25 protein-coding genes are annotated in these 25,281 nt (G+C 44.6%); 13 read left to right on the forward strand and 12 right to left on the reverse strand.

Annotated elements, in window-relative coordinates:
• Positions 1 to 34 precede the first annotated feature (34 nt).
• Positions 35 to 1,276, reverse strand: coding sequence for a M16 family metallopeptidase (locus P0M28_RS25935; protein WP_302206342.1), 1,242 nt, complete (start codon positions 1,274 to 1,276; stop codon positions 35 to 37).
• Positions 1,277 to 1,427: 151 nt separating this feature from the next.
• Between P0M28_RS25935 and P0M28_RS25940 the strand changes: the two genes are divergently transcribed.
• Entirely contained in the window at positions 1,428 to 2,573 is a 1,146-nt protein-coding gene (locus P0M28_RS25940) for a hypothetical protein (RefSeq protein WP_302206343.1), read from the forward strand.
• Positions 2,574 to 2,978: 405 nt separating this feature from the next.
• Here P0M28_RS25940 and P0M28_RS25945 read toward each other — a convergent pair whose 3' ends face one another.
• The 7 genes from P0M28_RS25945 to P0M28_RS25975 all read right to left on the reverse strand — a co-directional run bounded on the left by P0M28_RS25945 (position 2,979) and on the right by P0M28_RS25975 (position 10,628).
• Positions 2,979 to 3,872: a hypothetical protein gene (locus P0M28_RS25945; RefSeq protein ID WP_302206345.1), complete on the reverse strand. Its 894-nt coding sequence runs from the start codon at positions 3,870 to 3,872 to the stop codon at positions 2,979 to 2,981.
• A gap of 268 nt (positions 3,873 to 4,140) precedes the next feature.
• A complete protein-coding gene (locus tag P0M28_RS25950) occupies positions 4,141 to 5,340 on the reverse strand; it encodes a M20 metallopeptidase family protein (RefSeq protein WP_302206347.1) in 1,200 nt (399 codons plus the stop codon).
• A gap of 18 nt (positions 5,341 to 5,358) precedes the next feature.
• The gene (locus tag P0M28_RS25955; RefSeq protein ID WP_302206349.1) at positions 5,359 to 5,895 is read right to left on the reverse strand and encodes an SPOR domain-containing protein; all 537 of its coding nucleotides are present in this window, start codon (positions 5,893 to 5,895) and stop codon (positions 5,359 to 5,361) included.
• Between the two features lie 173 nt (positions 5,896 to 6,068).
• Complete coding sequence (locus P0M28_RS25960; protein WP_302206350.1) at positions 6,069 to 7,604, reverse strand: YifB family Mg chelatase-like AAA ATPase; 1,536 nt, start codon at positions 7,602 to 7,604, stop codon at positions 6,069 to 6,071.
• Between the two features lie 163 nt (positions 7,605 to 7,767).
• The gene (lpcA, locus tag P0M28_RS25965) at positions 7,768 to 8,349 is read right to left on the reverse strand and encodes a D-sedoheptulose 7-phosphate isomerase (protein WP_302206351.1); all 582 of its coding nucleotides are present in this window, start codon (positions 8,347 to 8,349) and stop codon (positions 7,768 to 7,770) included.
• Complete coding sequence (locus P0M28_RS25970; protein ID WP_302206352.1) at positions 8,346 to 8,720, reverse strand: hypothetical protein; 375 nt, start codon at positions 8,718 to 8,720, stop codon at positions 8,346 to 8,348. Before P0M28_RS25970 ends, lpcA begins: the two co-directional genes overlap by 4 nt.
• Positions 8,721 to 8,795: 75 nt before the next feature.
• Complete coding sequence (locus P0M28_RS25975) at positions 8,796 to 10,628, reverse strand: ABC transporter ATP-binding protein (RefSeq protein WP_302206353.1); 1,833 nt, start codon at positions 10,626 to 10,628, stop codon at positions 8,796 to 8,798.
• Between the two features lie 246 nt (positions 10,629 to 10,874).
• On the opposite strand from P0M28_RS25975, the gene P0M28_RS25980 reads away from it, so the two are divergent.
• Entirely contained in the window at positions 10,875 to 11,060 is a 186-nt protein-coding gene (locus P0M28_RS25980) for a hypothetical protein (protein WP_302206354.1), read from the forward strand.
• 113 nt (positions 11,061 to 11,173) lie between these two features.
• Here the strand turns inward: P0M28_RS25980 and P0M28_RS25985 are convergent, their stop codons facing one another.
• The 4 genes from P0M28_RS25985 to P0M28_RS26000 are packed head-to-tail and all read right to left on the reverse strand — an operon-like array spanning position 11,174 to position 12,916.
• Positions 11,174 to 11,773, reverse strand: coding sequence for a pyridoxamine 5'-phosphate oxidase family protein (locus P0M28_RS25985; RefSeq protein ID WP_302206355.1), 600 nt, complete (start codon positions 11,771 to 11,773; stop codon positions 11,174 to 11,176).
• 7 nt (positions 11,774 to 11,780) lie between these two features.
• Positions 11,781 to 12,101, reverse strand: coding sequence for a hypothetical protein (locus P0M28_RS25990; RefSeq protein ID WP_302206356.1), 321 nt, complete (start codon positions 12,099 to 12,101; stop codon positions 11,781 to 11,783).
• A 46-nt stretch (positions 12,102 to 12,147) separates the two neighbouring features.
• Positions 12,148 to 12,459 (reverse strand): hypothetical protein, encoded by a 312-nt coding sequence (locus P0M28_RS25995; RefSeq protein WP_302206358.1) that lies wholly within the window; start codon positions 12,457 to 12,459, stop codon positions 12,148 to 12,150.
• 19 nt (positions 12,460 to 12,478) lie between these two features.
• Positions 12,479 to 12,916, reverse strand: a complete 438-nt coding sequence (locus P0M28_RS26000; RefSeq protein WP_302206360.1) for an energy transducer TonB — start codon at positions 12,914 to 12,916, stop codon at positions 12,479 to 12,481.
• Positions 12,917 to 13,130: 214 nt separating this feature from the next.
• Here P0M28_RS26000 and P0M28_RS26005 point away from each other — a divergent pair, with 214 nt between their 5' ends.
• From P0M28_RS26005 to P0M28_RS26055, 11 genes are all read left to right on the forward strand, one after another.
• The gene (locus tag P0M28_RS26005; RefSeq protein WP_302206362.1) at positions 13,131 to 13,325 is read left to right on the forward strand and encodes a hypothetical protein; all 195 of its coding nucleotides are present in this window, start codon (positions 13,131 to 13,133) and stop codon (positions 13,323 to 13,325) included.
• A 44-nt stretch (positions 13,326 to 13,369) separates the two neighbouring features.
• The gene (locus tag P0M28_RS26010; RefSeq protein WP_302206364.1) at positions 13,370 to 13,747 is read left to right on the forward strand and encodes a PadR family transcriptional regulator; all 378 of its coding nucleotides are present in this window, start codon (positions 13,370 to 13,372) and stop codon (positions 13,745 to 13,747) included.
• A complete protein-coding gene (locus P0M28_RS26015; RefSeq protein WP_302206366.1) occupies positions 13,744 to 16,209 on the forward strand; it encodes a PspC domain-containing protein in 2,466 nt (821 codons plus the stop codon). The genes P0M28_RS26010 and P0M28_RS26015 overlap by 4 nt, the downstream gene beginning before the upstream one ends.
• Before the next feature lie 136 nt (positions 16,210 to 16,345).
• Entirely contained in the window at positions 16,346 to 16,846 is a 501-nt protein-coding gene (locus tag P0M28_RS26020; RefSeq protein ID WP_302206368.1) for a hypothetical protein, read from the forward strand.
• A gap of 2 nt (positions 16,847 to 16,848) precedes the next feature.
• Positions 16,849 to 17,253, forward strand: coding sequence for a pYEATS domain-containing protein (locus P0M28_RS26025; RefSeq protein ID WP_302206370.1), 405 nt, complete (start codon positions 16,849 to 16,851; stop codon positions 17,251 to 17,253).
• A gap of 240 nt (positions 17,254 to 17,493) precedes the next feature.
• Positions 17,494 to 17,712: a FeoA family protein gene (locus P0M28_RS26030; RefSeq protein WP_302206372.1), complete on the forward strand. Its 219-nt coding sequence runs from the start codon at positions 17,494 to 17,496 to the stop codon at positions 17,710 to 17,712.
• Positions 17,709 to 19,850, forward strand: a complete 2,142-nt coding sequence (feoB, locus tag P0M28_RS26035; RefSeq protein ID WP_302206374.1) for a ferrous iron transport protein B — start codon at positions 17,709 to 17,711, stop codon at positions 19,848 to 19,850. Before P0M28_RS26030 ends, feoB begins: the two co-directional genes overlap by 4 nt.
• A 2-nt stretch (positions 19,851 to 19,852) precedes the next feature.
• A complete protein-coding gene (locus P0M28_RS26040) occupies positions 19,853 to 20,017 on the forward strand; it encodes a hypothetical protein (protein WP_302206375.1) in 165 nt (54 codons plus the stop codon).
• Positions 20,018 to 20,662: 645 nt separating this feature from the next.
• Positions 20,663 to 21,781 (forward strand): T9SS type B sorting domain-containing protein, encoded by a 1,119-nt coding sequence (locus P0M28_RS26045; RefSeq protein WP_302206377.1) that lies wholly within the window; start codon positions 20,663 to 20,665, stop codon positions 21,779 to 21,781.
• A 1-nt stretch (position 21,782) separates the two neighbouring features.
• Complete coding sequence (locus P0M28_RS26050; RefSeq protein WP_302206378.1) at positions 21,783 to 22,832, forward strand: PorP/SprF family type IX secretion system membrane protein; 1,050 nt, start codon at positions 21,783 to 21,785, stop codon at positions 22,830 to 22,832.
• Positions 22,798 to 25,275, forward strand: coding sequence for an OmpA family protein (locus P0M28_RS26055; RefSeq protein ID WP_302206380.1), 2,478 nt, complete (start codon positions 22,798 to 22,800; stop codon positions 25,273 to 25,275). Before P0M28_RS26050 ends, P0M28_RS26055 begins: the two co-directional genes overlap by 35 nt.
• Positions 25,276 to 25,281: the final 6 nt, after the last annotated feature.

Raw genomic sequence — 25,281 nt, forward strand, 5'->3', positions numbered from 1 at the left:
GAATAGTGATAAACAAAAGCCCATCTATCATTACTCAATCAACAAGTGCTTCGTAAAATAGTGTGCTGCTATTATTCGCACTCAGAATCTTTTGAGCCGATTGTTGAATATCCTCGGCAGTAACTGCCTGTATCTTTGCCGATTCTTGGTTAATCAGGTTGGGATCACCCAATAGCGTAGAAAATGCCAGGCTCATAGCTCGGTTGAGCAATTCCATTTCCGAAAATACGAGGGTAGATTCGGCTTGGTTCTTCACTTTTCGGAGCTCTTCACCACTTATTCGTTTTTCTTTTACTTCTTCAATCACCGAAGTAATGGCTTCATCGGCAGCTTCCAACGTAACTCCTTCGTTGAGTCTGCCGTGAATAATCAGCAGACCCGGGTCGACTGAGCCGGTTACGTACGCATTAATTGAACTGAATAATGGGTTTTCCTTTACTAGCTGAGTAAATAATCGGGAAGATCGGCTTCGGCCCAGTATGTCGCTGAGTAAGTCTGCCGCATGGTAGCCAGCTTGGGTTCGCCCGGGAATATGAAACGCTTTGTAAATAGCGTGAGCGGGTACGTCACCGGCTTTCTTTAGGTGCCTCGGTTCGGTTTGTTCAGCTTCTTGAGGTAGTTGACGATGGTAAGGTTCTCCAGCCGGAATATCACCAAACCATTTTTCGGCTAACTGTTTCACTTCTTCGGCCTCTACCTGTCCAGCTACAACCAGCACGGCATTGTTGGGCCGATAAAATTTGTAAAAAAAGGATTTTACGTCATCGAGTGTAGCCTGTTCAATATGAGAAATGTCGCGACCAATAGTAGGCCATCGGTAAGGATGGGTTTGGTAAGCTAGGGCTTTCAGTGTCATCATAGCATCGCCGTAGGGCTGGTTGAGGTAATTTTGCTTGTATTCCTCAATCACCACCTTACGCTGTACTTCCAGCACCTTCGGATCAAACGACAAGCTGAGCATTCGGTCAGATTCTAACCAGAAAGCTGTCTCCAGATTGGTTACTGGTAAGGTGAGGAAGTAATTAGTGATATCGGGATTGGTGAAAGCATTATTTTCACCACCCACTAGCTGAAGAGGCTCGTCATAGCTAGGAATATTCTTGGAACCGCCGAACATTAAATGTTCAAAAAGGTGGGCAAAGCCGGTTTTATTTTCATCTTCATCGCGGGAACCCACGTTGTAGAGCACATTCACCGTAGCAATGGGGACGGATGGGTCGGTATGTACCAGTACTTGTAATCCATTACTGAGCTTGAATTGATTGAAGTCAATCATACGTATTTATCTTTTGATAGTGTTGCTGTTAACAATTCGGTTCTTCAAATCGTTGTGAAATAGCAATTTTTTAGTGAGACAAACGATAACAAGCTCTATCATTTTTCTTTGCTTTGCATTATTAGTATCATTGAGCTAATTTTTGCTAATCATGCCAACCATCAAAGACCAAACCAATAGTACCGAACGGTCTCGGAATTTAATTTATCAGTTTTTTGATCTCGTTAAAGAAGAAAGAACATTTATCATGCTGATAGGTGTTCTTTTTTTCGGAGCGGCGGTGGTATACCCGTATCCGGGAATAGCCATGTGGTTTGGTTTTTTGGTAGCTGCCTACTCAGCGGTTTCTAATGACAGTATTCAAACCTTAGGCACCTTTATTGCCTCGAATGCCAACCGCAAATGGTATGTGCTTTGGCTGTACATTGGCGGTATTTTTTTGGCAACCGTTATAGTGGGCTGGCTTAAGTACGATGGTGGCGTCTCTTACGGCCGATTACTAACTACGGAAGCTGACGGTAGTTTATCATTCCCTCAACCTGAGAGTTTTGCTTTTCTACAGATTGCTGCTCCTATTTTTCTGCTGATTCTAACCCGCTTGCGGATGCCGGTTTCTACTACGTTCCTGCTACTGAGCAGCTTCGCAGTGAGTCCGAGTGCAGTAGGTTCGGTCATCAATAAGAGTTTAACGGCTTATTTAATTGCGTTTGGATTGGGCTTCGTAGTTTGGTACTTAATTACCAACCTTACTAGGAAGTATTTTGTGGGCAAGCCAGCATTCGGCTGGGCCATTGCTCAGTGGATTACCAGCGGCACCCTATGGTCGGTCTGGATTATGCAGGATGCTGCCAATATTGCCATCTACCTGCCGCGCTCGCTAAGCGTTGTTCAGTTTCTTGGGTTTGCTATGGTTGTATTTTTAGGTTTAGGGCTAATCTTCTTTCTGAAAGGTGATAAGATTCAGGATATTGTGAATGAGAAAAGCGAGGTGACGGATATTCGGGCGGCTACTATTATTGATTTTGTGTACGCGCTTATCTTGATTTATAAACTCACCATCAGTACTATTCCTATGAGTACTACTTGGGTGTTTATTGGGTTGCTAGGTGGTCGCGAAATAGGGATTCGTTTGCGCCAAAAGAGTAATGGATCAGATAAAAGAAAAAGCGTGGGCAGTGCCCTACGAATGGTTGGTAAAGATGTTGGTTTAGCTACCGTAGGCTTACTCGTTTCGGTACTGTTGGCAATGGCCGTAAATGAAGGGTTTAGGGAGGAAGTGCTGAAATACTTCGGCTGAGTGGAACAGTTGACAGTGAGCAATGAATGATGACTAATGACTAATGACTAATGACTAATGAATGATGAGTAATGGGTAGTTGGCGGGGGCTGGGAGCACGGAGCGAGGCCGCTGCGGAGAACGGAGGTTAAAATCACTTTTTTTCGGAACCAACAAGATGCATCTTTTTCTAATCTGTAATTTTCAATTTTTCGTACCTAATGCCTACTATGGACTGTCGACCGTGGACTATTAACCAATGCCCAAAACTTTGTAACCTTCAACCTGCTAAACTTGCTGCCCAATGCCCGTCGACTATCGACCACGGACTGTTGACTATTAACCAATGACCACTGTGAACCGTCGACGATGGACTATCATCTGTGGACTGTGGACTATCGACCGTGGACTAATAACTAACCACCATTAAAACATCTCTAGCAAAACAGTTTCATCGGGTAGCTCAATCTGTAGCTTCTCCAGTTGCTGACTTACTAAAACTATATTTTGCTGATTAGGAAAGTTAAACACGTTAGGGAGTTGTGTTTCCTGATGGGGAAAAGTAGTGAGAGCTAGGTCTACCTGGGTTGGAAGCTTTTCTACACTAGAAGGATTGTACCATAGCACTTGAGATGCATCAGCTAGTGATTTCCAAAAGCGTTTCTTTACTTTTGCATTTTTTGCTGAAATCACCAGACTAGTCTTACTAGCAATAGGGTAGTGGCGTAGTTTGCTACTGGATAGATTAAATAAATACTGAATATCGGCAGAAACTGTTCCGGCGATAACGATTGGAACCAATGTATTTTCGTAGGTAATTGGTTGCCAGAATTTGAGCCACTTACGCCACGCAGACTCAGTAGATAAATTGGAAAGGCCATCTGTGAGCATAAAATCAGGCGAGTGATGGTAGATTTGTTGGGTGATGCTTTGCCAGTCATGCAGTTTTTGAGGCAGCTCCAGGGAAGTCCAGCAAGCACTCCAGTTAGGTTTATTTTGGCTAAAGGTTTGAACAATTAAGCGAGGACTTAACCCTTCATCCTCACCAATTATCAAGTAATACTTTGTGCCAGAGGCTAAGCCCCGCAAATGGCAGAAATAGTTTTCCATCCCCCGATGAAAATTAGAAGCAGTGATTGTAGCCCGAAAAGCATACGCTGCCGTGTCTTGCTGATGATCTACCGTATCGTAGTAAACCCGCTGTGAGTCGGGGCAGCCCCCAATCAATTCCCAGCCAATAAGTGCCGATGTGCTTGGGTTCTCGGTGAGAATAAGGCGATAGTTTTGAGTAGCCGCCTCACTTTGTAGTGAAAAAACCAAAGTTACTAAAGAAAAATAAGCGATCCTTATTAGAAATTTCATCAGATACTAATAGCTATTTTGATAACAATTTCTTAACATTAAGTTAACAATTTCTTAACATTGCTATTCAAATCAATGCATCTTCTATGAAAACTCCTTACGAACATCGGGCAAGATATGGGTTGCATCACCTCATTTTCGGAAAGCCATCGAGAAGGGCAAGGCAGTTTTACTGGTTCTTACTAGGTCTTTTTTTGGTTCTTAGCCTAACGTATATTGTAAGCTACTAATTTGATGTGTTCAGCTCTGCAATAGCCAACCACGCCATCAGTCCCGGACCGATTTCCAGTGCGTGCTCATCAATATTAAAGGTGGGAGTATGTACCGAAGAGGTAATTCCCCTCGCTTTATTACCGGTTCCTAGCCGGTAAAAGCAGGCATCAACGTGGTGAGTGTAATAAGCAAAATCTTCGGCAGCCATCCACAAATCTAGGTTTACTACATTTTCCTCACCTAAATAATCAATGGCTAAGCTTTTCGACCGCCGAGTGAGTTCAGGATTGTTCTGTAGAAATGGGTAGCCCACCTTAATGTCAACCTCGCACGAACCGCCCAAACTAGTACATACACCGTGGGCAATGTCTCTTATTTTCTGATGCGCCTGATATCGCCACTCTTCGTTAAGCGTACGGAATGTGCCTTCTACCTGCACTTCGTTAGGAATTACGTTAGTAGCTCCCTGAGCAATCACTTTCCCGAACGAGAGCACCGAAGGAATTTTGGGGTTGGCGGTTCGGCTAACTACTTGCTGTAGGGTCACCAGCAGTTGGGCGGTAATCATTACCGGATCGATATTCTTCTCGGGCATAGCGGCGTGACCACCTTTTCCCTTAATCGTTAGGTAAATTTCATCAGCACTCGCCATATACATTCCTTCCCGAAAACCAACTTTACCAGCAGGAAGGTGGGGCAGCACGTGTTGGCCTAGCATGGTGTGAGGGGCAGGGTTTTGCAGAACACCCTCCTTAATCATCAGTGAAGCTCCGCCCGGAAACCGTTCTTCGCCTGGCTGAAAAACTAGTTTGATGGTTCCTTCAAATTCCTGACGAAGTTGCTGAAGAATGTTAGCCGCTCCCAAAAGTGAAGACGTGTGCACATCATGGCCGCAGGCGTGCATCACTCCTTCGTTCTTAGATTTATAGGGCACATCGTTCGCTTCCCGGATAGGTAATGCATCCATGTCAGCGCGCAGAGCAACAGTTCGGCTGCTGGGATTCTTGCCTTCAATCAGTGCGACTACTCCGGTATCGGCCACTCCAGTTTGGGGTGATAAGCCAAACGAAGTAAGTGTCTCCGCCACAAAACGGGCAGTTTGGTACTCTTGAAAAGACAATTCCGGGTGCTGATGCAGATGATGACGGTAGCTAACTACCTGTTCAGCTAGTTCTTGAGATAAGGATTTTATTTGAGGAAGTAAAGAGTTCATGATGATGCAGTAGGAGGGTTAGTCAACCGTTCGGAAAGTTTCGGGCACCAGCAACACGTTAGGAAACACTTTTCTGAGGGCAATATAATCCTGTTGAGCTTCTAACCGACTGGCGTATTCTCCTACTCGGGTTCGCCAAATAGTCTGAAACCGAACCGCTGGTTCTGCATCGGGCAGGGCTTTATACACTTTTAGCTTCGCTTCATTTGCCTCTTCCCGACTATTTCCGGTGTATACCTGAAGGGTGAATCCCTGATACTTATTATTCTCGCGGCTTAGATCATCTACTTCATCAAAATACTCAGAAATTTCCTGGGTAATAGCGTTGGGAGTAGGCAGCGTAGAAACGGCCGAGATCACTCGTTCAGGATTAGGGTCAGGAGAGTTGGAGTTACTTTGAGCAATAGAATCGGCGTATTGAATGCGGTACTGGCTCAAATCCTCGTTGTACTCTTCGGCTCCTTGGGTGCTAATGGTTTTGGTGGGAGCACACTGTTGAAAAAAAGCCACCAGCAGAGCCAGAGTTAGCAATAAAAATAAACTGCGGTTTATCATTTCTAAAATTTTTCTAAGCCAAAAGTAGATGATTATTATAACAACTGCTAAATCATAGAGATAAATTGTTCAATGGGCTGGGGGCGGGGAGCGTGGAGTATGAATTTCTTACATTGCGCTTTTAACTTAACATTTATATTTTCTGTACATCCCGACCCCCAGCACCCCGCCCGTTACCCGTTCCACCCTTCTCGGTCGAGGCTGCGGTACTGGATGGCCTCGGCTAGGTGCTCTACGGCAATATCAGCTGAGTTATTTAGATCGGCAATGGTGCGGGAAACTTTCAGAATGCGGTCGTAGGCGCGGGAAGAGAGGCCAAGTCGCTCCATAGCAGTTTTTAGCAGAGTTTTTCCGGCAGGTGAAATTTTACAGATTTCCTTGACCATCGGTGGGGGCATCATTGCATTGCAGTAAATGGATGATTCCTGAAAGCGCTTAGTTTGGCGTTCGCGGGCCTTAATCACGCGCTCCCGAATACGCGAACTGCTTTCGGTCTTCTGCTCGGCGGTCATCTCATCGAAGGGGACGGGATTTACTTCTACGTGAATATCAATGCGGTCGAGTAAGGGGCCACTAATTTTATTCAAATATCGCTGCACTGCCGTAGGTGAATCGGGATGGCCAGACTGAGCATCGTAAAACTCACCGGAAGGACTGGGGTTCATACTGGCAATCAGCATAAAGTTGGCCGGAAAATTGACGGTGCCTCGGGCGCGAGAAATCGTTACTGCCCGTTCTTCCAGCGGCTGACGCAGCACTTCCAGCACCGTTCGCTTAAACTCGGGTAATTCGTCTAAAAACAAAATACCGTTGTGCGCCAAAGAGATCTGACCGGGTTGCGGAATATTTCCCCCGCCTACCAAAGCCGCATCGCTAATAGTATGGTGGGGTGCGCAAAACGGACGTTGGGAGATCAAGGCCGAATCAGTACTTAGCTTGCCAGCTACCGAGTGAATTTTAGTAGTCTCCAGTGCTTCATGCAAGGTGAGGGGCGGTAAGATGGTAGGAACCCGTCGGGCGAGCATGGTCTTTCCTGAGCCGGGCGGGCCAACCATAATCACATTGTGCCCTCCAGCAGCCGCCACTTCTAATGCTCGCTTAATACTCTCGTGTCCTTGTACATCGGAGAAATCTACCGAAAACTGATTAATTTCCTCAAAAAATACGTCACGGGTTTCGTGCCAGAAAGGTTCTATCTTTTGGTTGCCCTGAAGAAAGTCGATGGTTTCGGTTAAGGTTTCTACGCCGATCACTTCCAAATTGTTGACAATAGCGGCTTCCTGAGCGTTCTCTTTCGGAAGAATAAACCCCTGATAGCCGTGTTGACGAGCTTCTACCGCAATCGGCAGAACTCCTTTTATGGGGCGGAGGATTCCATCCAGCGACAGTTCACCCATAATTAAATATTTAGATAGCAGTGTATCCTGAATTTGACCGGAAGCTGCCAGTATGCCTACCGCAATGGGTAAATCGTAAGCCGAACCTTCTTTGCGAATATCTGCCGGAGCTAGGTTCACCACGGTTTTGATACGAGGCATGGCGTAGCCTGAGTGTTTGATAGCCGCTTCTACACGCTGCTCACTTTCTTTAACCGCACTGTCGGGCAATCCCACCATAAAAAATTTGGTGCCCTGCCCAACGCTCACTTCAATCGTAATCAGGTACGCATCTACGCCAAAAACTGCCCCGCCAAACGCTTTTGCTAACATTTTCTACTAGTTGACAATTGAAAATGAAAAATTGAATGATTAATGAATGGTGAGTAATGACTGATTTCTTACGCTTAATACTCGAACACTAAAATGCTAACCTCGTGAATATCAGGCAAACGTAATATTTATAATTCAGCAGGTATGTAGGAAAAAGCGAGAATTAGCTTGATGAAGCGACTTGCTTTTCGATAAGAAGAATAAGAATATGAATGACTTTGATATGGATTTCTTGAATGCGGTCGGCATAGCCCAGGTGGGGAACCCGGATCTCGATGTTGGCCTTATTGGCAAGTTTTCCCCCGTCTTTTCCGGTTAGGGTAACTACTTTCATTCCTTGAGCCTGAGCAGTTTCTACCGCATTTAGCACATTAGGGGAGTTGCCGCTAGTGCTGATGGCCAGTAGTGCATCTCCCGGTTGGCCTAAACCTTCAATAAAGCGGGAAAAAACCTGCTCGTAGCCGTAGTCATTGCCTACGCAGGAGATATGGCTGGGATCAGAAATGGCAATGGCAGGTAACGCCCGACGATTGTTGCGGTAGCGGCCACTTAGCTCTTCGGCAAAGTGCATAGCATCGCAATGGGAGCCGCCGTTACCACAACTAATAATCTTCCCACTATTACGTATTGTCCCGGCAAAAATAGTGGCCGCTCGCTCGATTTGGGTGAGTAGTTGGTTATCCTGCCTTACTTTTTCCAGTAATTGGGCAGCCTGCTGTAACTCATCCCGAATTAGGTCAATCATGTAAGTCGTTTCTGGTCAGTATCCGAGGGGTCGTCGGTAGGATTTTCTTCCGGGTCGAGGGAAGACTCAAACGATTTTATTTCTTGGTCAATTTCATCTTCCCGCCGTTTCATATCGTATACCTGTGCTTTAATTTCATTTTTCTCAGCTTCTAGCTTAGCAATCTTACTCTGGTAACGGCGGCGGTCGTAGAAAGCCATGCCGAATACAATTAGAAAAAGGGCTAAGCCAATGAGTGTAAAAATACGGACGGTGCTACTGCTTTCTACCAGATTCTGTGCTACCGAATCATTTAAATTGAGTGCAAAAGCCACTAATATGACGTGGTAAAAAATTAATAAAACGTAAAAAAATAAGCGAATAGGTTTCATGAGCTAAGAGTTTTGCTGTATCAAATATAGGATTATTGCTAAGATAACACGCTCAACTATCTACTTTGTTTAATACTATACGGCTTGCATTTGAGTGAGTTTACGGTACAACCCATCTTCTTCTACCAGTTCTAAGTGAGTGCCCCGTTCCACAATTTTGCCTTGCTGCACCACTACAATTTCGTCGGCATGTTGAATAGTACTCAGTCGATGGGCAATCACTAGAGAGGTTCGGTTTTGCATAAGATGCGTTAAGGCTTCCTGCACCAGCCGTTCCGATTCAGAATCCAGCGCAGAAGTGGCTTCGTCCAGTATCAGGATAGCCGGATTTTTCAGTACGGCTCGGGCAATGCTGATGCGCTGACGCTGACCGCCCGATAGCTTTGATCCTCGTTCACCTACTACGGTTTGGTACTGTTGCGGGGTTTCCATGATGAAATCGTGGGCGTTGGCAATTTTTGCTGCTTGAACCACTTCTTCTTCGGTAGCATCGGGCTTGCCGAAGGTAATGTTGTTTAGAATAGTATCGTTGAATAAAATGGATTCTTGGGTGACAATTCCCATGTGCTGACGCAGTTCTTTTATCTGATATTCATTCAGTGCCACGTCGTCCAGATAGATCGTGCCTTCGGTGGGATCGTAGAAGCGTGGTAGTAGATCAGCTAAGGTAGATTTCCCCCCGCCCGAAGGACCCACCAGCGCAATTGTTTTCCCTTTTTTTAAAGTAAAGTTAATATTCTCAAGCACCCGTTCATTTTCGTAGGCAAAAGAGATATTATCAAAACGAATTTCCTGTTCAAATCCAGGCAGGGTACGTGCATTCTCCCTCTCAACAATCTGAGGCTCGGTATCAATAATTCGGAAAATCCGCTCACCCGAAGCCAAGCCCCGCTGGATGCTACTGATAGAATTGGTGATAGAGCGAGCTGGGTTCAGCATCTGGGAGAAGATAATGATGTAAGTAATAAATTCGCTAGCACTTAGCGATGAGTCATTATTTAGTACCAGAATACCACCAAACAACAGAATGCCCGCTACTACGGTAACGCCCAAAAACTCGGAGGTAGGCGAAGCTAACTCTTGCTTACGAGCCATTGCTACATTGGTGCGGGCGTAGTGGTTCACTTCTTTTTCAAAGGTTTTTTCCACCAGTTGGCGGGCATTGAAAGCTTTAACAATTCGCATACCCGAGAGCACCTCATCTAAAATACCGACAATTCGGGCGAGCGACTCTTGGCTTTCGGTAGCCCTCTTTTTCAGACGTTTATTGATTTGGGAAATAATAACTCCCGATAGTATCAGTACCAGTAGTACAAACACAGTAAGCTGAGGTGACATGATGAGTAGCACGGCAAAGTAGCCAATAATGGTAGCCGGATCACGAAAAACCACTTTTAGGGTATTGACCACCGAGTTCTCCACCTCCTGCACGTCGTTAGTCATGCGCGACATAATATCGCCTTTGCGTTCATTGGAAAAATACCCCAGATGCAAATGAGAAACCTGATTGAAAATTCTCATTCGTAGTTTTTGAATAGTGCTCGCCCGGATTTTTGCTAAGGTTAGCCCCGACACATAGCGGAAGAGGTTGGATAGAAATACCGAAATTACAATAGTGCCGCATACAAAAGCCAAGGCACCAATTTTCCCTCGAGTTTCAACAATTGATAAAAAATAGTAATTGAACGTCTGGGTAGCATATTCAGCCGAAAGAGAGAAGCTGGGGGCATTTTGCATTTCGGTTAGTGCTGATTCATCCACTTGGTTGAACAGTACTTTAAACAGAGGAATCAGCAGTGTGAGATTGATTAAACCAAAAAGGATGGATAAGGAGGCATACACTAAATACTGAGGAATGTATTGGCGGTACGGTTTGGCAAAAGAGAGGATGTGTAAATAAGTCTTCATGTGTTTTAGTCGGTCCTACAATCAATCTGTTTCGTGATTCTATGAGAACAAAAGAGGGGATATAGCCTGGGAGGTAAGTTTCTGCCCAAAGTTTCTCAGATTGTTACCGGGCAAAACTAGTATGTTTCTACGTATTTTGGTAAAATTGCGCCTATGTGAGTTTAGAGTTAACTAAGACTGAAACCCCAAAACCATAAGCTCCGTAATTTTTCATGAACAAATCATCTCAATATTAATTTTATAAATATGTTTGATGCTAACGGAACGGAAGGTTTAGAGTTATTCACCTGGATTGTTGGAGGGTTAATTGGCTTTATTGCAGCACTAACCTTTACTCACTTTCTAGCGGTGCAAAAAGAAGATGAAGAGATCAGCGAGGAACCTTCAGAAACGGAAACCTCTCAAGCCGAGGAAAAAACCACAGTACATTAGCCCATGGATAAGCTTTTTAAGGTAATTTTTGACGGGCCAGCTACTATTTTGTTAACATTACTTTTGCTGGCCGCGATTGGAGCAATAATTTTTACCGACATTTTTTCTTTCGTTTAGGGAGCTACCCAGCTACCTTTCCACTGATTATTGTTCCAGCTAAACTGCGCTCGGAGATGGCCTTCTCGGCTCAATTTCAAAAAGTCTAGCTGGTAAACGGTACTAACAACCAACACAAAGTTTTCAATACCAGATTGGGTGTTTTCTACTGTAGGGTTGTTTTTAAAGTCATCAGGAAGATTATCAGTACGTACTGTGGTGTGCGTTCCTGGCGGAAGTGGGCCAACGTAGTCGCCTCGGTTTTTAGGTGGAATATTCTGCCAAGCTGTTTTAGCGTCCTCATCGGCCCAATGCCATGCCACCGAAGCTTTCGCTCTTATCTGTTCTTTACTCCCGTGATCGTAAAACAGCCAGTGCGCTTGGTTGTTCTCTGCCAAATCATCCATTTTTTGCGTTCGGCGATCCGAGTAGCAAATCAACTGTCTTAGATTTTTATTGGCTTTGCGAAGTACCACCGTTCGCTGTTCAATTTCGGCGGAGCCATGGGTAGCTAGTGACGGAAAATGATACGCATGTTTAGCGTCTGCGCCCCCTCGGAGTAGCATACCCCAAACGTGGTTTAGTATTTCTTCTACGGTTGAGTTGGGCGAAATCATATTCAGTTTAAAGTTTTGCGTTGTTAGGTAATTTGCCCCGGAATAGAAGGCTGCGTTGGTTTAGCTTACTAACTATCGGTGGGTTGTCAATCATTTGGTTGGCAATAGCAATTGCTCCGGTTAGCTGATCTTCGGTAAGTTGCTGATAGGCCGGAATACGGTTGTTGCGCTGGAGATGATTATACCAACAGTCTTGAAACAACGTATCCAGGATGATTCGCTGAAAACAATGGTTAAACCGAACCGGCAAATGTTGTTCCCGAGCTAATTGCAGCAATCGCTGGTTGGTAAGCGACAGATATTCTTCTCTTAATTTACTTATGCTCACTGCTACTCAACTGTAGGTTAGACAGCATGTTTGGAAAGTTAGCAATCTATTTCCCCCCGTAATTAGCGCAGATGTTTTGAGCGTTGGGAGAAATCAGTTTATGCAACAAGGTTTGAATTTTTTGGTAATCTTCGCAAGCACCGGGGTTGTCGCCTAATACGTACCTACTGTGGGCTCGCATTTTATACAACCCCGGATGGAAGGGATTTCGCCGGATGAGTTCATCTAAAAAACGCGCTGCCTTTTTATATTTCTTCGCATAGTAAAAAGTGATAGCTTTTTCTGCGATTTTATGGTCAGGTGAAGAAACACGACTACTGCCTGCGGGGCAAGCAGTTACCGTTACTTCCTTCAGCATAAATCCGGGTGTGTGTTGGTTACGAGCAAAGCGGAAATCGCCAATCAGAAAGGTTACCGGAAAAAAACATAACGAAGCTTTTCTTTTCCAAGCTATCAGCTAACCATAGCTGCTCCGTATCCCTGAACTTGGTTAAAAGCTCTGCATCAATGGAAGGACTTATCGGGTTGATGGTAGCCAGGGTGATATTACCCGTGGGGTGCAAGGTGAGGGAGATGATAGCGGTACCAACGGTGCCATCTTGGCGAGCGGGGTAGGGGTAGTGCAAACTGTTAGACAGAAACTGATAAAAGGTGGCGGCACCTCCTTGTACCCGGTGGTCAGGAAAATAGGCCAGTGTATCAGGAGGGTTAGCCACTAGTGAATTAGCGGTTATAAATAGCAGAATAGAGATCGATCCGGCAGCAGAAAGAGAGAATTTTAAACAGACTTTTGCCTTAGTTGATGATGGAAGCATAGATAAAAAAATAGGCTAAGTATCCTATACAAAGCTAAGTTACTAAAAAATGTAAAAACATCAATCAGTCATAAAATATTGAAATTCAAATATTTATAAGTAGTGGTCGCTAAGTATTGTTGAATTTTACAGGCTAGGGTGTAACTTTATTGCCAAATACCTTGTATAACAAAGTACTATACGATACATTTGTTAGAAACAACATTAACCCAACATGCTTCAACTGCTATCTCAATCAAAACTTATTGTACAAGCATTGCTGATTGCTATTACCATTCTGGTTGGAGTTTTATCTCGTACCGAGAATGAAGTAAGTGCATCAACTGGACTTGGTGAGCCAGGTAGTGCACTATTTCAGGTTCAGTTTAATCCGTGCGATACTCCGCAGTTTAAAAACGTAGCCTACTAGACTCAGACATTTAAGCAACATTACCTCAAGTAAAGAATGGATTTATGAAAATTGAAAACACCCAAGTGCAGATGCGAAAAGGTATTTTAGAATACTGCATTCTGCACATTATATCTCGGGGCGAAGTATATGCCTCAGATATGCTGGAGGAATTAACTTCAGCTAAAATAATGGTGGTGGAAGGAACGCTATATCCCCTACTGACCCGCTTGCGTAAAGCCGGATTAGTTGATTATCAGTGGGTAGAGTCTACTTCTGGACCGCCCCGCAAGTATTATACGTTGACCCAAACCGGCCAAGACTTTCTCATGCAGCTCAAAACTACCTGGGAGGAACTAGTTGACTCAACGAATCATATAACAACGAATCATAACGGTAGTGTGCCGACCGTAACCGATCCCCAAAAATCATCGCAATCATGAAACGAAATATAAGTATTAACATCAGTGGAATTATCTTTCACGTGGAGGAAGATGGTTACGAGTTGCTACGAAACTATCTGGACGCTATTAGCCGCTATTTTTCTAACTATGAGGATAACAAAGAAATTACCGACGATATTGAAAGCCGTATTGCCGAAATTTTTCTGAAAAAGCTTAGTTCTTCGAAGCAAGTTATTACGAAGGAAGATGTAGAGGGGGTAGTCGCCATTATGGGCAGCGTAGAAGACTTTGCCGCCCAAGACTACGGCGACGATGAAGCTTATACCTATGCTGACTCCGGAGCGCAAACTGATAATCGTACTTCTCAGGAAGAGCCAGAAGGGCAACGTCGGTTGTACCGCGACACCCAACGTAAAGTATTAGGGGGAGTGGCGGCCGGGGTAGCGCACTACTTTCGTACCGATCCGCTCTGGGTGCGACTGCTGCTCATCTTTGGTTTATTCGCTGATGCATTTATCACTTTTGGTACTTTAAGTACCATCACCCTCATTTCTTACATCGTTCTCTGGATTGTATTGCCTGGAAGAACTGACTTGGATCAGAGCGAGAAGGTGAAAAAACTGTTTCGTAATCCTAATGATGAAGTAATTGGAGGGGTTGCGGGTGGTTTGGCTCTTTACTTGGGTATTGATACTACCGTACTTCGTCTGTTATTTGTGCTATCAGCCTTATTTGGCGGTAGCGGATTAATCATATACATTGTACTATGGATTATTACCCCGCCGGCGAAAACACTGACCGATCGGATGCAGATGAAGGGGGAACCAATTACCCTGACGAATATTGAGTCTAGCATAAAAAAAAACTTTAGTGTAAGCGAGAGTGGCGAGGAGAGTACGCTCTTAAAAGCAGTGCTCTTCCCGTTTCGGTTAGTCTCGGCTATCTTCACCAATCTGGGAAGGGCATTAGGGCCATTCCTAATCTTTCTGGGTGATGCTGCTCGGGTTTTGTTTGGCTTGTTATTAATCGTAGTTGGCGGTTCAATACTACTATCTGTTTTAGTAACCAGCGGAGTCACACTAGGAATGGCTACCACGGAGCCATACTTCTGGGGCGTGAATATTCCGATGGAAGTTATTAAAAATAGTTTTTCTGGAGCCGGATTAGTATTTGCTACTATTGCCCTTTTAATGCCCGCCCTAGCCCTAGTGATTAGCGGAATTTCTATTATCGCCCGTCGGCGTTTAATCAGTGCTGCCGTTGTCTGGACAGGAGTGGGCATCTGGTTTGTGAGCTTAATTGGACTGGCGGCCACCGTTCCGCCAGTGATAATGGGTTTTCGAGAGGAAGCTCAATATACAAGTACCGAAGATCTGCCGATTACAGGTAAAATTCCGGTTCTGCGATTAACAGAATATCCGGAGTACGACGACTCCAAGGTGGTGCTATTTCTGGCAGGGCATAGTAAAGATCAATTTGAGCTGCAAAAGTCATATCAGGCGCGGGGCAGTAGCCGGAAAAAAGCGGTTGAGAATGCCCGTTTAGTAACTTACGATATACTCGTGGAAGACTCTATCATCTCTTTTCCCCCGGTTTATACTTTTAAAGAAGGAGCAAAATTTCGGGCGCAAGAACTAGATTTGACCCTGCGTATCCCTTACAACCAACCGTTTCAGATGGAGCAAAGCCTAACCGAGATTCTAAGAAACACCTTGTATCGCTACGGGTACCGTCGGTACGATTTACCGGGCAATACCTTTATATTTACTCAAGATGGTTTAAAGTGTATTTCGTGCGAGGAAGAAGAAGCGGATGAACCGAATGCTGAAATTGATTCATTAAAGAGTTTTATCAATAAAGCAGGGGGCGAAAGCTATCGCTTAGGGCTGCGCGATTTCGAATCGGTAGAAGTTCGAGGACCATTTCGGGTGCAAATTAGCCCCAGTGAGGAATACTTGGTAGATGTTATTCCCAACGATATGCCCTTGAGTCGTATGAAAGCGAATGTAGAAGACGGACGATTGGTTATTTATTACAACGGAAGCTACAACCAGCGAAATAGTCAAGTCTACGATTTATCGATTAGTCTACCGACGCTTCAGCAACTCAAGCTAAAGGGAGATACCCGAGCTACCGTAACAGCATTTTCTGAGCAAGACCTTGATGTTGATTTATCAGGTTCAGCCCAACTAACTGCCGAAGTTAGCGGGGTACGGACTAAAGTTGCTATGACTGGCGATAGCGAAGCGGAACTTTCCGGCAAAACGCAACTGCTCAATACCGAATTGGGCGGCTCATCCTTACTAAAAGCGTTTAAACTGAATACCGATACCGCTCGGGTTGAGAGTCGGGCGGCTTCAGAAGCCCAACTTTACGTAAGTGAGAAAATAGAAGCTGATATCAGCGGAGCCGGACGGGTAGAATATCAGGGCGACCCTGAAGTAACGGTCAACGAAGCGGGGCAAACCAAATTGCGGAAGGTAGAAGAAGAAATACCGTAGAGTCACTCTAAGCGAAAGTAAAAGTGAACGGAGAAGCTGTCTTTAAAGAGATGGCTTTTTTTGTGATAATGGATGGGATTAATATCATTTCTGATGAACTTTCGTATCTTTTAGTGCTCTATCAACCTACTACCTAATGAGTAATTTTTTGAAGTTTCTGGAAAACCACGCTACCGGAATATACTTAATTATCCTTTGTGTGTTCTCTCTTATCTTAGCAATCAATTGGTTGGCTAAAATTTTCTCTTGGGGTGTTTATCAGGAAATAAATACCGAAAGAAATGCTCAGAGCAAATTATCCTACGTAATATCCCGATTTTTTGTCAATATCATTGATGACTTTAAGCATCTTCTTGCCATCATCATCGTCATAATATTCACTGCTCTAATTATCTACTCCATGACTGCGGGTGACACGTTTGATGATAAAATGGAAGCCCTTCAGTTAGTAATTGCTTCTTTAGGCGGATTGCTGGGATCAATTATTGGTTATTACTTCGGAGAGTCAGCCGCCCGAACCAGCACCCCCAAAGTAGTGGATAACGAAAAGGAAATAGCTATTTCGGGTAGAATAGTGGCTGCGCCTCAGTTAACGCTCGAAGATCAGGGCGATAATCCGCAAAATGCACCAGAATAAATATGCAAACCTACAGTATTCAGCTTAGAGATTCGGTAATAGACCCTAATGAGCCTCTGAAGAAATCGCAAACCAGGGTTGCCTACTATCGGAAAACAGCCTCATCTAACCATCAATTCCTTTACCAAGTCTGGCTCTATTTAGAGGGTAAAGACTTGCCCTTTATTAACCGTGTAAAATATATTTTACATGATTCATTCCGGAATCCTGTTCAGCTTGTTGAGCGGACTACGCTTAATCAGAATTGTTCATTGGCAATTTGGACGTGGGGCATTTTTTGGGTGAAAGCGGAAGTAGAAGATGTAAAGGGACGAATTGTACAACTCGATCATTACTTAACCTACGGTAAGCAGATTGAGAACAAACAAAAGCTGGGAATCTTGTTTAAAGAAGACACGAGAGAATAAACCTTATTCTGATAATTATTTACCCCGAGGTTCGTGACGTCACGAACCTTAGAAGTTTATTGGAATATCCTCTAATTATAATTGATAATCAGATCAGGTGCGTTCTTAGTTATAGTTTTGGTCTACTGTAAACCTTTTTGGTTTTTATCGTATTATTTAGATAAGTTCTAAACAAAAAGTATGTTTGTAGAACCAAGCGAGCCAACTCTACCATTATTAATCAAATCACAATCTGTCCGTATGAAAACGCTAGCGAAGATGAGGCCCGGTGAACGAAGGGTGATCCAACAATTGAAGCCATCGTCTGTATCAATAAAGCTACTGGAAATGGGATTGTTACCGGGTAAGACGGTGCGATTCAACTTCTCCGCTCCTTTTGGCGATCCAATATCGGTACAAGTAGCGGGCTACCAATTATCGTTACGTTTGGATGAAGCGGACTTAATAGAGGTAGCATGAGCAAGCCAATTACCGATACTCTCCCTCCGCATACGGTTAGTACGGAGCGAATCGCCCTAGTTGGCAATCCGAACGCAGGAAAGAGTAGCCTATTCAATCTGTTGACCGGGTTAAATCAGAAAGTGGGTAACTATCCGGGCGTTACTGTCGATAAGAAAGTCGGTACGCTGCATTTGCCGTCAGGGCGATCGTTGCAGGTAGTAGATCTACCCGGTACCTATAGTATCTTCCCCCGCTCGTCTGACGAGTTGGTGGTAGCCGATCAGTTGCTGAACCTAAAGGAAGAGTCTTTCCAGGCGATAGTAGTGGTGGTAGATGCAACCAATTTGGAGCGGAACTTACTGCTTTGTACTCAGTTAATAGATTTGGGTTTACCAATAGTATTGGTGCTCAATATGGCTGATCTGGTGCAAAAGCGCAAAATCAGTTTGAACACAGAGGTTCTTCGGCGAGAGCTAGGTAATATCCCTATTGTTCAAATGAACGCCCGCCGGGGTGAAGGGCTAAATACGCTGAAAAATAAGCTAGATGAAGTTATTGATGCGCCCCTCGGGCAGTTTTATGACCCTCATTCGGCAGCCGCCGAAGCAGTCTCGGAAGTTAAGTATCAACTTGGTTGCCAGAACTACTATCAGGCGTATTTGCTACTTCATTACGGCGACTCTTTAACTTTTCTATCGCCCGCCGAGAAAAAGTTGCTACAGAATTGTAAAGATCAGTTTAATTTTAACGCAGAGGCACTACAAGTAGAAGAAACCACCCAACGGTATCAGCAGATTGATCAGATCGTAGCAGCGGCGATTTCTACGCCGGAAATTGGCTCTTCGGCTTTCACCGAGAAGCTGGATCAATATGTTACCCATAAAGTATTTGGCTACCTCATCTTTTTTGGACTGTTGCTCCTCATTTTTCAGGCGATTTTTGCTTGGGCGGCGGCTCCCATGGACTTTATTGATTTAATGTTTGGTAAGCTGGGTACCTGGATTAGTGAAACGTTACCCGAAGGGCCGTTAACTGACTTACTAGCCGAAGGGATTGTGCCCGGTATTGGGGGTATTGTCATTTTTATTCCTCAAATAGCTATTCTCTTCGCATTTATTACGGTGCTAGAAGAGTCGGGCTACATGGCTCGGGTAGTATTTATGATGGATAAACTTATGCGAAAGGTGGGATTGAACGGAAGAAGCGTGGTTCCGCTCATTTCTGGTCTGGCGTGCGCTATTCCGGCGATTATGGCTACCCGGGGTATTGATGATTGGAAAGATCGCTTAATTACTATTTTTGTCACCCCGTTCATGAGCTGCTCAGCTCGTCTTCCGGTGTACGTTATTCTGATTGGGCTGGTCGTACCCGAGAAAACGTACTTAGGCGTATTTAACTTAGCGGGTTTGGTACTGATGGGATTGTATCTACTAGGCTTTTTTATGGCTATCTCTTCCGCTTGGGTAATGAAGAAGCTGATTCGAGCCAAAAGCCAAGGATTCTTAATTATGGAACTACCGGCCTACCGCTGGCCTCGCTGGGGAAATGTAGGGGTTACAGTGCTAGAAAAATCGAGAGCGTTTGTGTTTGAAGCTGGAAAAATTATTCTCGCCGTATCGATAATACTGTGGGTGCTAGCTTCCTACGGTCCCGGTGATGCTATGCAGCAGGCGGAAGAGCAAATAATTCAACTAGCGCAGCAAGATGAAGCGTTGGCAGAGTCACTAGACACAAGAATTGAGAGTGCGCGCTTGCAAGAATCTTACGCCGGGCAGTTCGGCAAGTGGATTGAACCAGTTATTCGTCCGCTGGGCTACGATTGGAAAATTGGTATTGCGCTAATCACCTCCTTTGCGGCTCGGGAAGTGTTTGTTGGAACAATTGCTACGCTGTACAGCATTGGCGATACTGATAGCGAAAGCACCATTAAAAGCCGTTTACGCAACGAGATAAATCCCGAAACGGGTGGGCCGAGGTATACTCCGGCGGTAGCTTTTTCGTTACTGGTTTTTTATGCTTTTGCTATGCAGTGTATGAGTACCTTAGCCATTGTAAAGCAGGAAACCCGAAGTTGGCGATGGCCATTGTTACAACTGCTGTATATGACAATTGCTGCCTACGTAGCAGCATTGCTCGTATATCAGCTAATGTCTTAATTATGCAGGGTTTACTAATCATTTTACTTTTTACGTTAGCGACGATTTACCTCGCCCGTTTGGTTTATCGTCATTTCAAAACCGACCAAGGCTGCTCCAGCGGTTGCGGAGCCTGTAGCACCATTGACCTGAAAAAAATCCAGAAGCAAATCCAAGAAAAAGCATAGGCACCGGAGAGCGGAGACTAGAAGCAATGGGCAATGAATAGTGTGCAATGAGTAATGAGTAATGACTAATGAATGATGAGTAATGAGTAGTTGGCGGAGGCTGGGAGCACGGAGCAAGGCCGCTGCGGAGAACGGAGGTTAAAATCACTTTTTTTCGGAACCAACAAGATGCATCTTTTTCTAATCTGTAATTTTCAATTTTTCTTACCTAATGCCTACTATGGACTGTCGACCGTGGACTATTAACCAATGCCCAAAACTCTGTAACCTTCAACCTGCTAAACCGTGCGACGGCCGCTTGTAACTCAATGACCAATACCCGTCGACGATGGACTATCGACCGTGGACTATTAACCAAACTTGTAGCTAAGTGACTGTGAACCGTCGACGATGGACTATCATCCGTGGGCTATGGACTAATTCTTCCTTGCCAAATTATCAGAAGAAGCTTTGGTGGTTAGATATCACTGTATAATCATCTCAAATTTATATTTTTCAGATATTTTGGGGCAAAGCGTTTCTATGTAGTAGGATTATTCTTATTTTGAGGTTTTGAATTTGCACAATCAAAGCCTTAACGGCCGATCTATGCTGTTACGATGTATTCTTTGGGGAGGTATTTTTTTTAGCAGTTCTTACTCCCTTATGGCTCAATCCATTTACGTTAGCAGTAATCAATTGCTAACATTAACTGACGATGCGGTTTTGTACACCTCAAGCGCAGTTATTAATGAGGGAGTGATCTTCAATGAAGGTACTATTCAGCTAGACGGCAACTGGAGTAATCAGCAGAGTTACAGTGGTAATGGCTGGTTACGACTTACAGGCTCTTCAGACCAAACCGTTCAGCATAATAATCAAGTGGTAGGCTCCTTAGAAGCAAACGGTGGTGGAGCAAAAATAGTAGAGGGAAGTCTTTCTGTTAACGATACACTCAGTCTGATTAATGGTCATGTGATAGCGATCGCTCAAAATGTAATTCAACTAAACGAAAATGTTCAAGTCGAGAATGCCAACGATAACTCCTACATTCAGGGAACTGTGCGCTTTCGCGGAACGGGCTATCACTATCTTCCCATCGGTACCAGCACTGCTTTCCTACCAATCACCTTAGAAGATGTTACTGGAGTTAGCCCTTTGGTTGAAGTAGTTGCTTTCAGCGATCAGCAATTAGAGGTTGCCGGAGAAGCATTAGAAACTAAGGTGGTCAGCAATTATTGGACTATTACTAGTTTGGAAGGTCGCTACGACGGTTCGGTAGTTACCCTCACTGCAACCCTTTCCGATAATTTTGATGATATTATCGGAGCAGTTGTCGTTGAGTCGGATAACTTAGACGGCTCTTTTAATAATTTGGGCCAGCGAAATCGGGAAGGAGATAGAACGAGTGGGTTGATAACCAGCGAGGCAATAGCGAATAAATCTATTGTAGCATTAGGACTTACAGCAGAGTACGTACTTGAGAATTCGGTAGAGATACCTTCTGCTTTCTCACCGATAGCCTCAGATGCAACCGATCGTAGCGTGCGAGTATATTCGGCCAGTCTACAATCCGAGGGCTTTTTGTTTACCATTTTTAACCGATGGGGACAAGTTGTGTATCAAACCAGCGACCTGCAATCAGCCCTCACCTCAGGTTGGGGTGGTTTAGATACCAACACCCGTCAACCGCTACCTTCAGGAGTCTACCCTTACGTGTTACGGGGCATTTACGACAGTGGGCAAGCAGTAGAGAAGACGGGTTCCATTACGCTTTTCCGTTGATATGCGACACAATCGGACTCATATTGTTCTGATAGGACTTCTGTTCTTTGCTTCCGATGGGTTGACTCAAGAAATCCGGTTCTCCCAGTATCAAGCTGCTCCGGCCTACATTAATCCGGCTAGTGTAGGAACTACGTTGCATCCGGTATTACGAGTTAATTCTCGGATTCAGCGGTTCGGAGTAGTTGCCTTTCGTACCGGCTACGCCTCATTATCGCTGCCAATTTCCCTCAGCAGTACAAAAGAGTTGCCCATCGGAGGGGTTGGCTTAAATGTATTACAGGATGTAGCCGGAGAGAGTAGCGAGTTTCGCACTACAATTGCTCAATTATCAGCCGCCTATAACATTTACCTAAACCGCCGAGGTACTCAGTGGCTGAGTTTGGGTTTACAAGCGGGTTATCGCCAGGTGCGAGTAGACTACTCCCAACTTAATTGGCCTTCTCAACTGCGATACAATGGCTTCTCGGGCACTGGCCTACCTATTGAGAATGCTGAAAACCAGTTGGGAGCGCTAAGTATTAATTCGGGTCTGTTCTGGTCGTACGATGCTACCCGTAATCCACTTTCTGAAGCCCCTCCCGTTCGTCTGTACGCGGGGTTTTCGCTACAAAACATTAATGAACCTACTTACAATTTCTTGTCAGCTTCACAAAGCTCACTGAATCTGGGATATTCGGCTCTTGGCGGGGCAGAATTCTGGATAAATGATCGGTGGACGCTTGCTCCCGATGGTCTAGTTCTGTGGTACGAGCAGTGGTTTGCTTATCAGGCAGGAACTTCCGCCACGTACCATACCCAATACAGTACTCCATCGAATCCGGTACCGTCGCCGCTCCGCTTAACGGCTGGAACTTGGTATCGGGATGAATCTAGCTTGGTGTTTTTAGTAGGGATGGGAGGGAGAAAGTGGCAGGCCGCTTTATCCTACGATGCTAATCTGGCCACTACCCGAAGAGGAGTTTCCAATCAGTATGCTTTGGAATTATCTTTGCGGTACCAGTGGTTTGGCAACAATGCTCTCAAATCTCAATCCACGCCTTTGTATTGACATGTTTGGTTTTCTCCGCATCCGAAATATTGATCTAAGGCTGCTTATTCTGTTAAGCCTGAGCATGGTTTCTATTAGCAGCTCTGGTCAAAATATCGCCATTCAGAACCCAGAGCAAAGCGGAGATCAGTATTTTTTAGCCGAACAGTATTTTCGGGCTGCTCAGTTTTATCAATTAGCTCTTAAAAACGATAGTAGTAATCATGAGCTAGCGATTAAGCTAGCGCATAGTGAGCGCAACCAATTTAATTACGTTAAAGCAGCTAAGTGGTATCAGTATGCTCAGCATATTTCCCCTGACTTTTCGGCAAAAGCGGCGTACTATCAGTCGTTAATGCTGAAAAATATTGGGCGATGCGAGGAAACGTACCTTTGGCTGGATAGCTTATTGAATTCGTCTCAACCAGAAGCACGAGCCTTGCAATGGGAGGCAGAACAACTGAAAAATAGTTGTCAGGAATTAGCTTTAGCTGCTAGAAAGGTAGCGAGTATCACGGTGTTATCACTCGATTCTACCGTAAATTCCCCTAATTATGACTATGCTCCGGTTATAATGCAGCATGATTCAATACTACTACTAACCAGTACCCGTTTTGCCGGAAAGCAGAAGGTTTCTTATCGATTTGGGGAAAATAACGCCAACTTTTTTGCGTACCGCTTACAGGGAAGCCAGTTTACAGATACTAGTACTTTTGTAAGTGCCATCAATACCAAAGCCAGCGAAGGAGCCGGTTGCTACGTAGCATCCCGAAAGGAATTTTACTTTACCTACTGCTCCAATAACCAACCCTGTCAGATTTATTTCATTGCTTTTACGGGGAAGGGTTGGTCAGCACCTGCACCATTACCTCCTAGTGTTAACGTGAAAGAAGCTGAAACTAAGCATCCTAGCGTATCAGCTTCCGGCGATACCTTATTTTTTGCATCCGATCGGCCAGGTGGCCGGGGAGGTTTAGATATTTGGATGAGTATTCGGGCGGAAGAAAATCAGTGGCTATCGCCAGTTTGTCTGGATAGTTTGGTCAATTCTACTTACGATGAAGTTACGCCGTACTATCACAGCCAAGAAGACCAACTCTACTTCGCTTCCGACAATCAGCGTGGTTTCGGTGGAATGGATTTATACTTGGTTTCCGAATTCTCTAATGCGAAATCAGGTGTTCGTAGGCATTTGCCAATGCCTATCAACTCCCCGGCCGATGATAGCTACTTAGTTTTAGGGCAGCAATCAGGATACTTAGCTTCTAATCGCGACGGTAATTTTGATATTTATCAGTTCAAAAAAACAAAAAATCAACGGTGGGCGCAGTTTCTTTTGGGTATTCCGCCGCTGCTAACTAAACCAGTGGCTGATTTACTAACGGCAGTACCTACTGATAAAATTCGTCGGGCCGACTACCTGAATTCGGAATTAAATGATTGGATTTGGGTAAATTCCGCCCAACAGAAAAGGCTTAGCTCTGGAGCTACTCGCTTCATTCTGAATTCGGATGTAAACGATATTCAAATGAAGCAATATCAGCAACAGCAGAAACGTAACGAGATGGCGCAGAACCTAACAGTAGTAAGCACCATAATTAGCCCTAACGCCGATAGCACACTGATTTTAACGAGTTTCTCTACTGATTCTTCAACGGCAAACCTGACGAGCGTAGTTACGGGAACCGTTACCGTAAGCACCCCCCAGCAACCATTTGCCGAACAAATAATTGAACTGCGGGAAAGTGGAGGAGAACTGCTAAAGACATCTACCACCAATGCGACTGGCGAATTTAGGTTTGTGAACCTTCCGGCTAATAGCTCATACTACCTCGCATTAGCTTCTGCCGAAACGCAGGATACTATTAGCGTGAGCAACTTACTGCTTCGGGCCGAACCGGAATATATTTTTTCACAGACGTTTGAGCCAATCTACTTTAACTTTAATCAGCACGAGTTACGCCCGGAGTCAGCTAAAGTACTGGATGCTTTGGCTGAGTTTTATCAAGCCAACCCTGAAATATCTATTGAGATTAATGCTTTCACGGATAGTTTGGGTAACGACCTTTATAACTTGCTACTGAGTAGAAAAAGGGGAGAAGCCGCGTTTGATTATCTAATTAATTCGGGAGTGGATCGATCGGCGTTGGCGATTAATGCTAACGGAGTATCTACAGCTTATACCTCAACCAATGCTTACGTAAGCCAGCAACTGAACCGAAGGGTTGAGTTTGAAATTTTTGGATTGGAGAATCCACTTTCCCGCGAAGTGGCTACCAGAATTTTACGGCCAAGTATTGATCTGGCTCAGCTTTTAGAAGGCACCCAAATGAGCTGGGAAGAATTATCTTCATTAAACGGGCGACCGTTGGATATACTTGAGCCATATAAACCCATCCGGATATACAAAAGCAAGATCGCCAATGACAACTCGTTATTTTACCAGATAATTGACATAAATTGATAAGCT

Origin of the sequence: Tunicatimonas pelagia (assembly GCF_030506325.1) — a bacterium.
GTDB classification, from domain to species: domain Bacteria; phylum Bacteroidota; class Bacteroidia; order Cytophagales; family Cyclobacteriaceae; genus Tunicatimonas; species Tunicatimonas pelagia.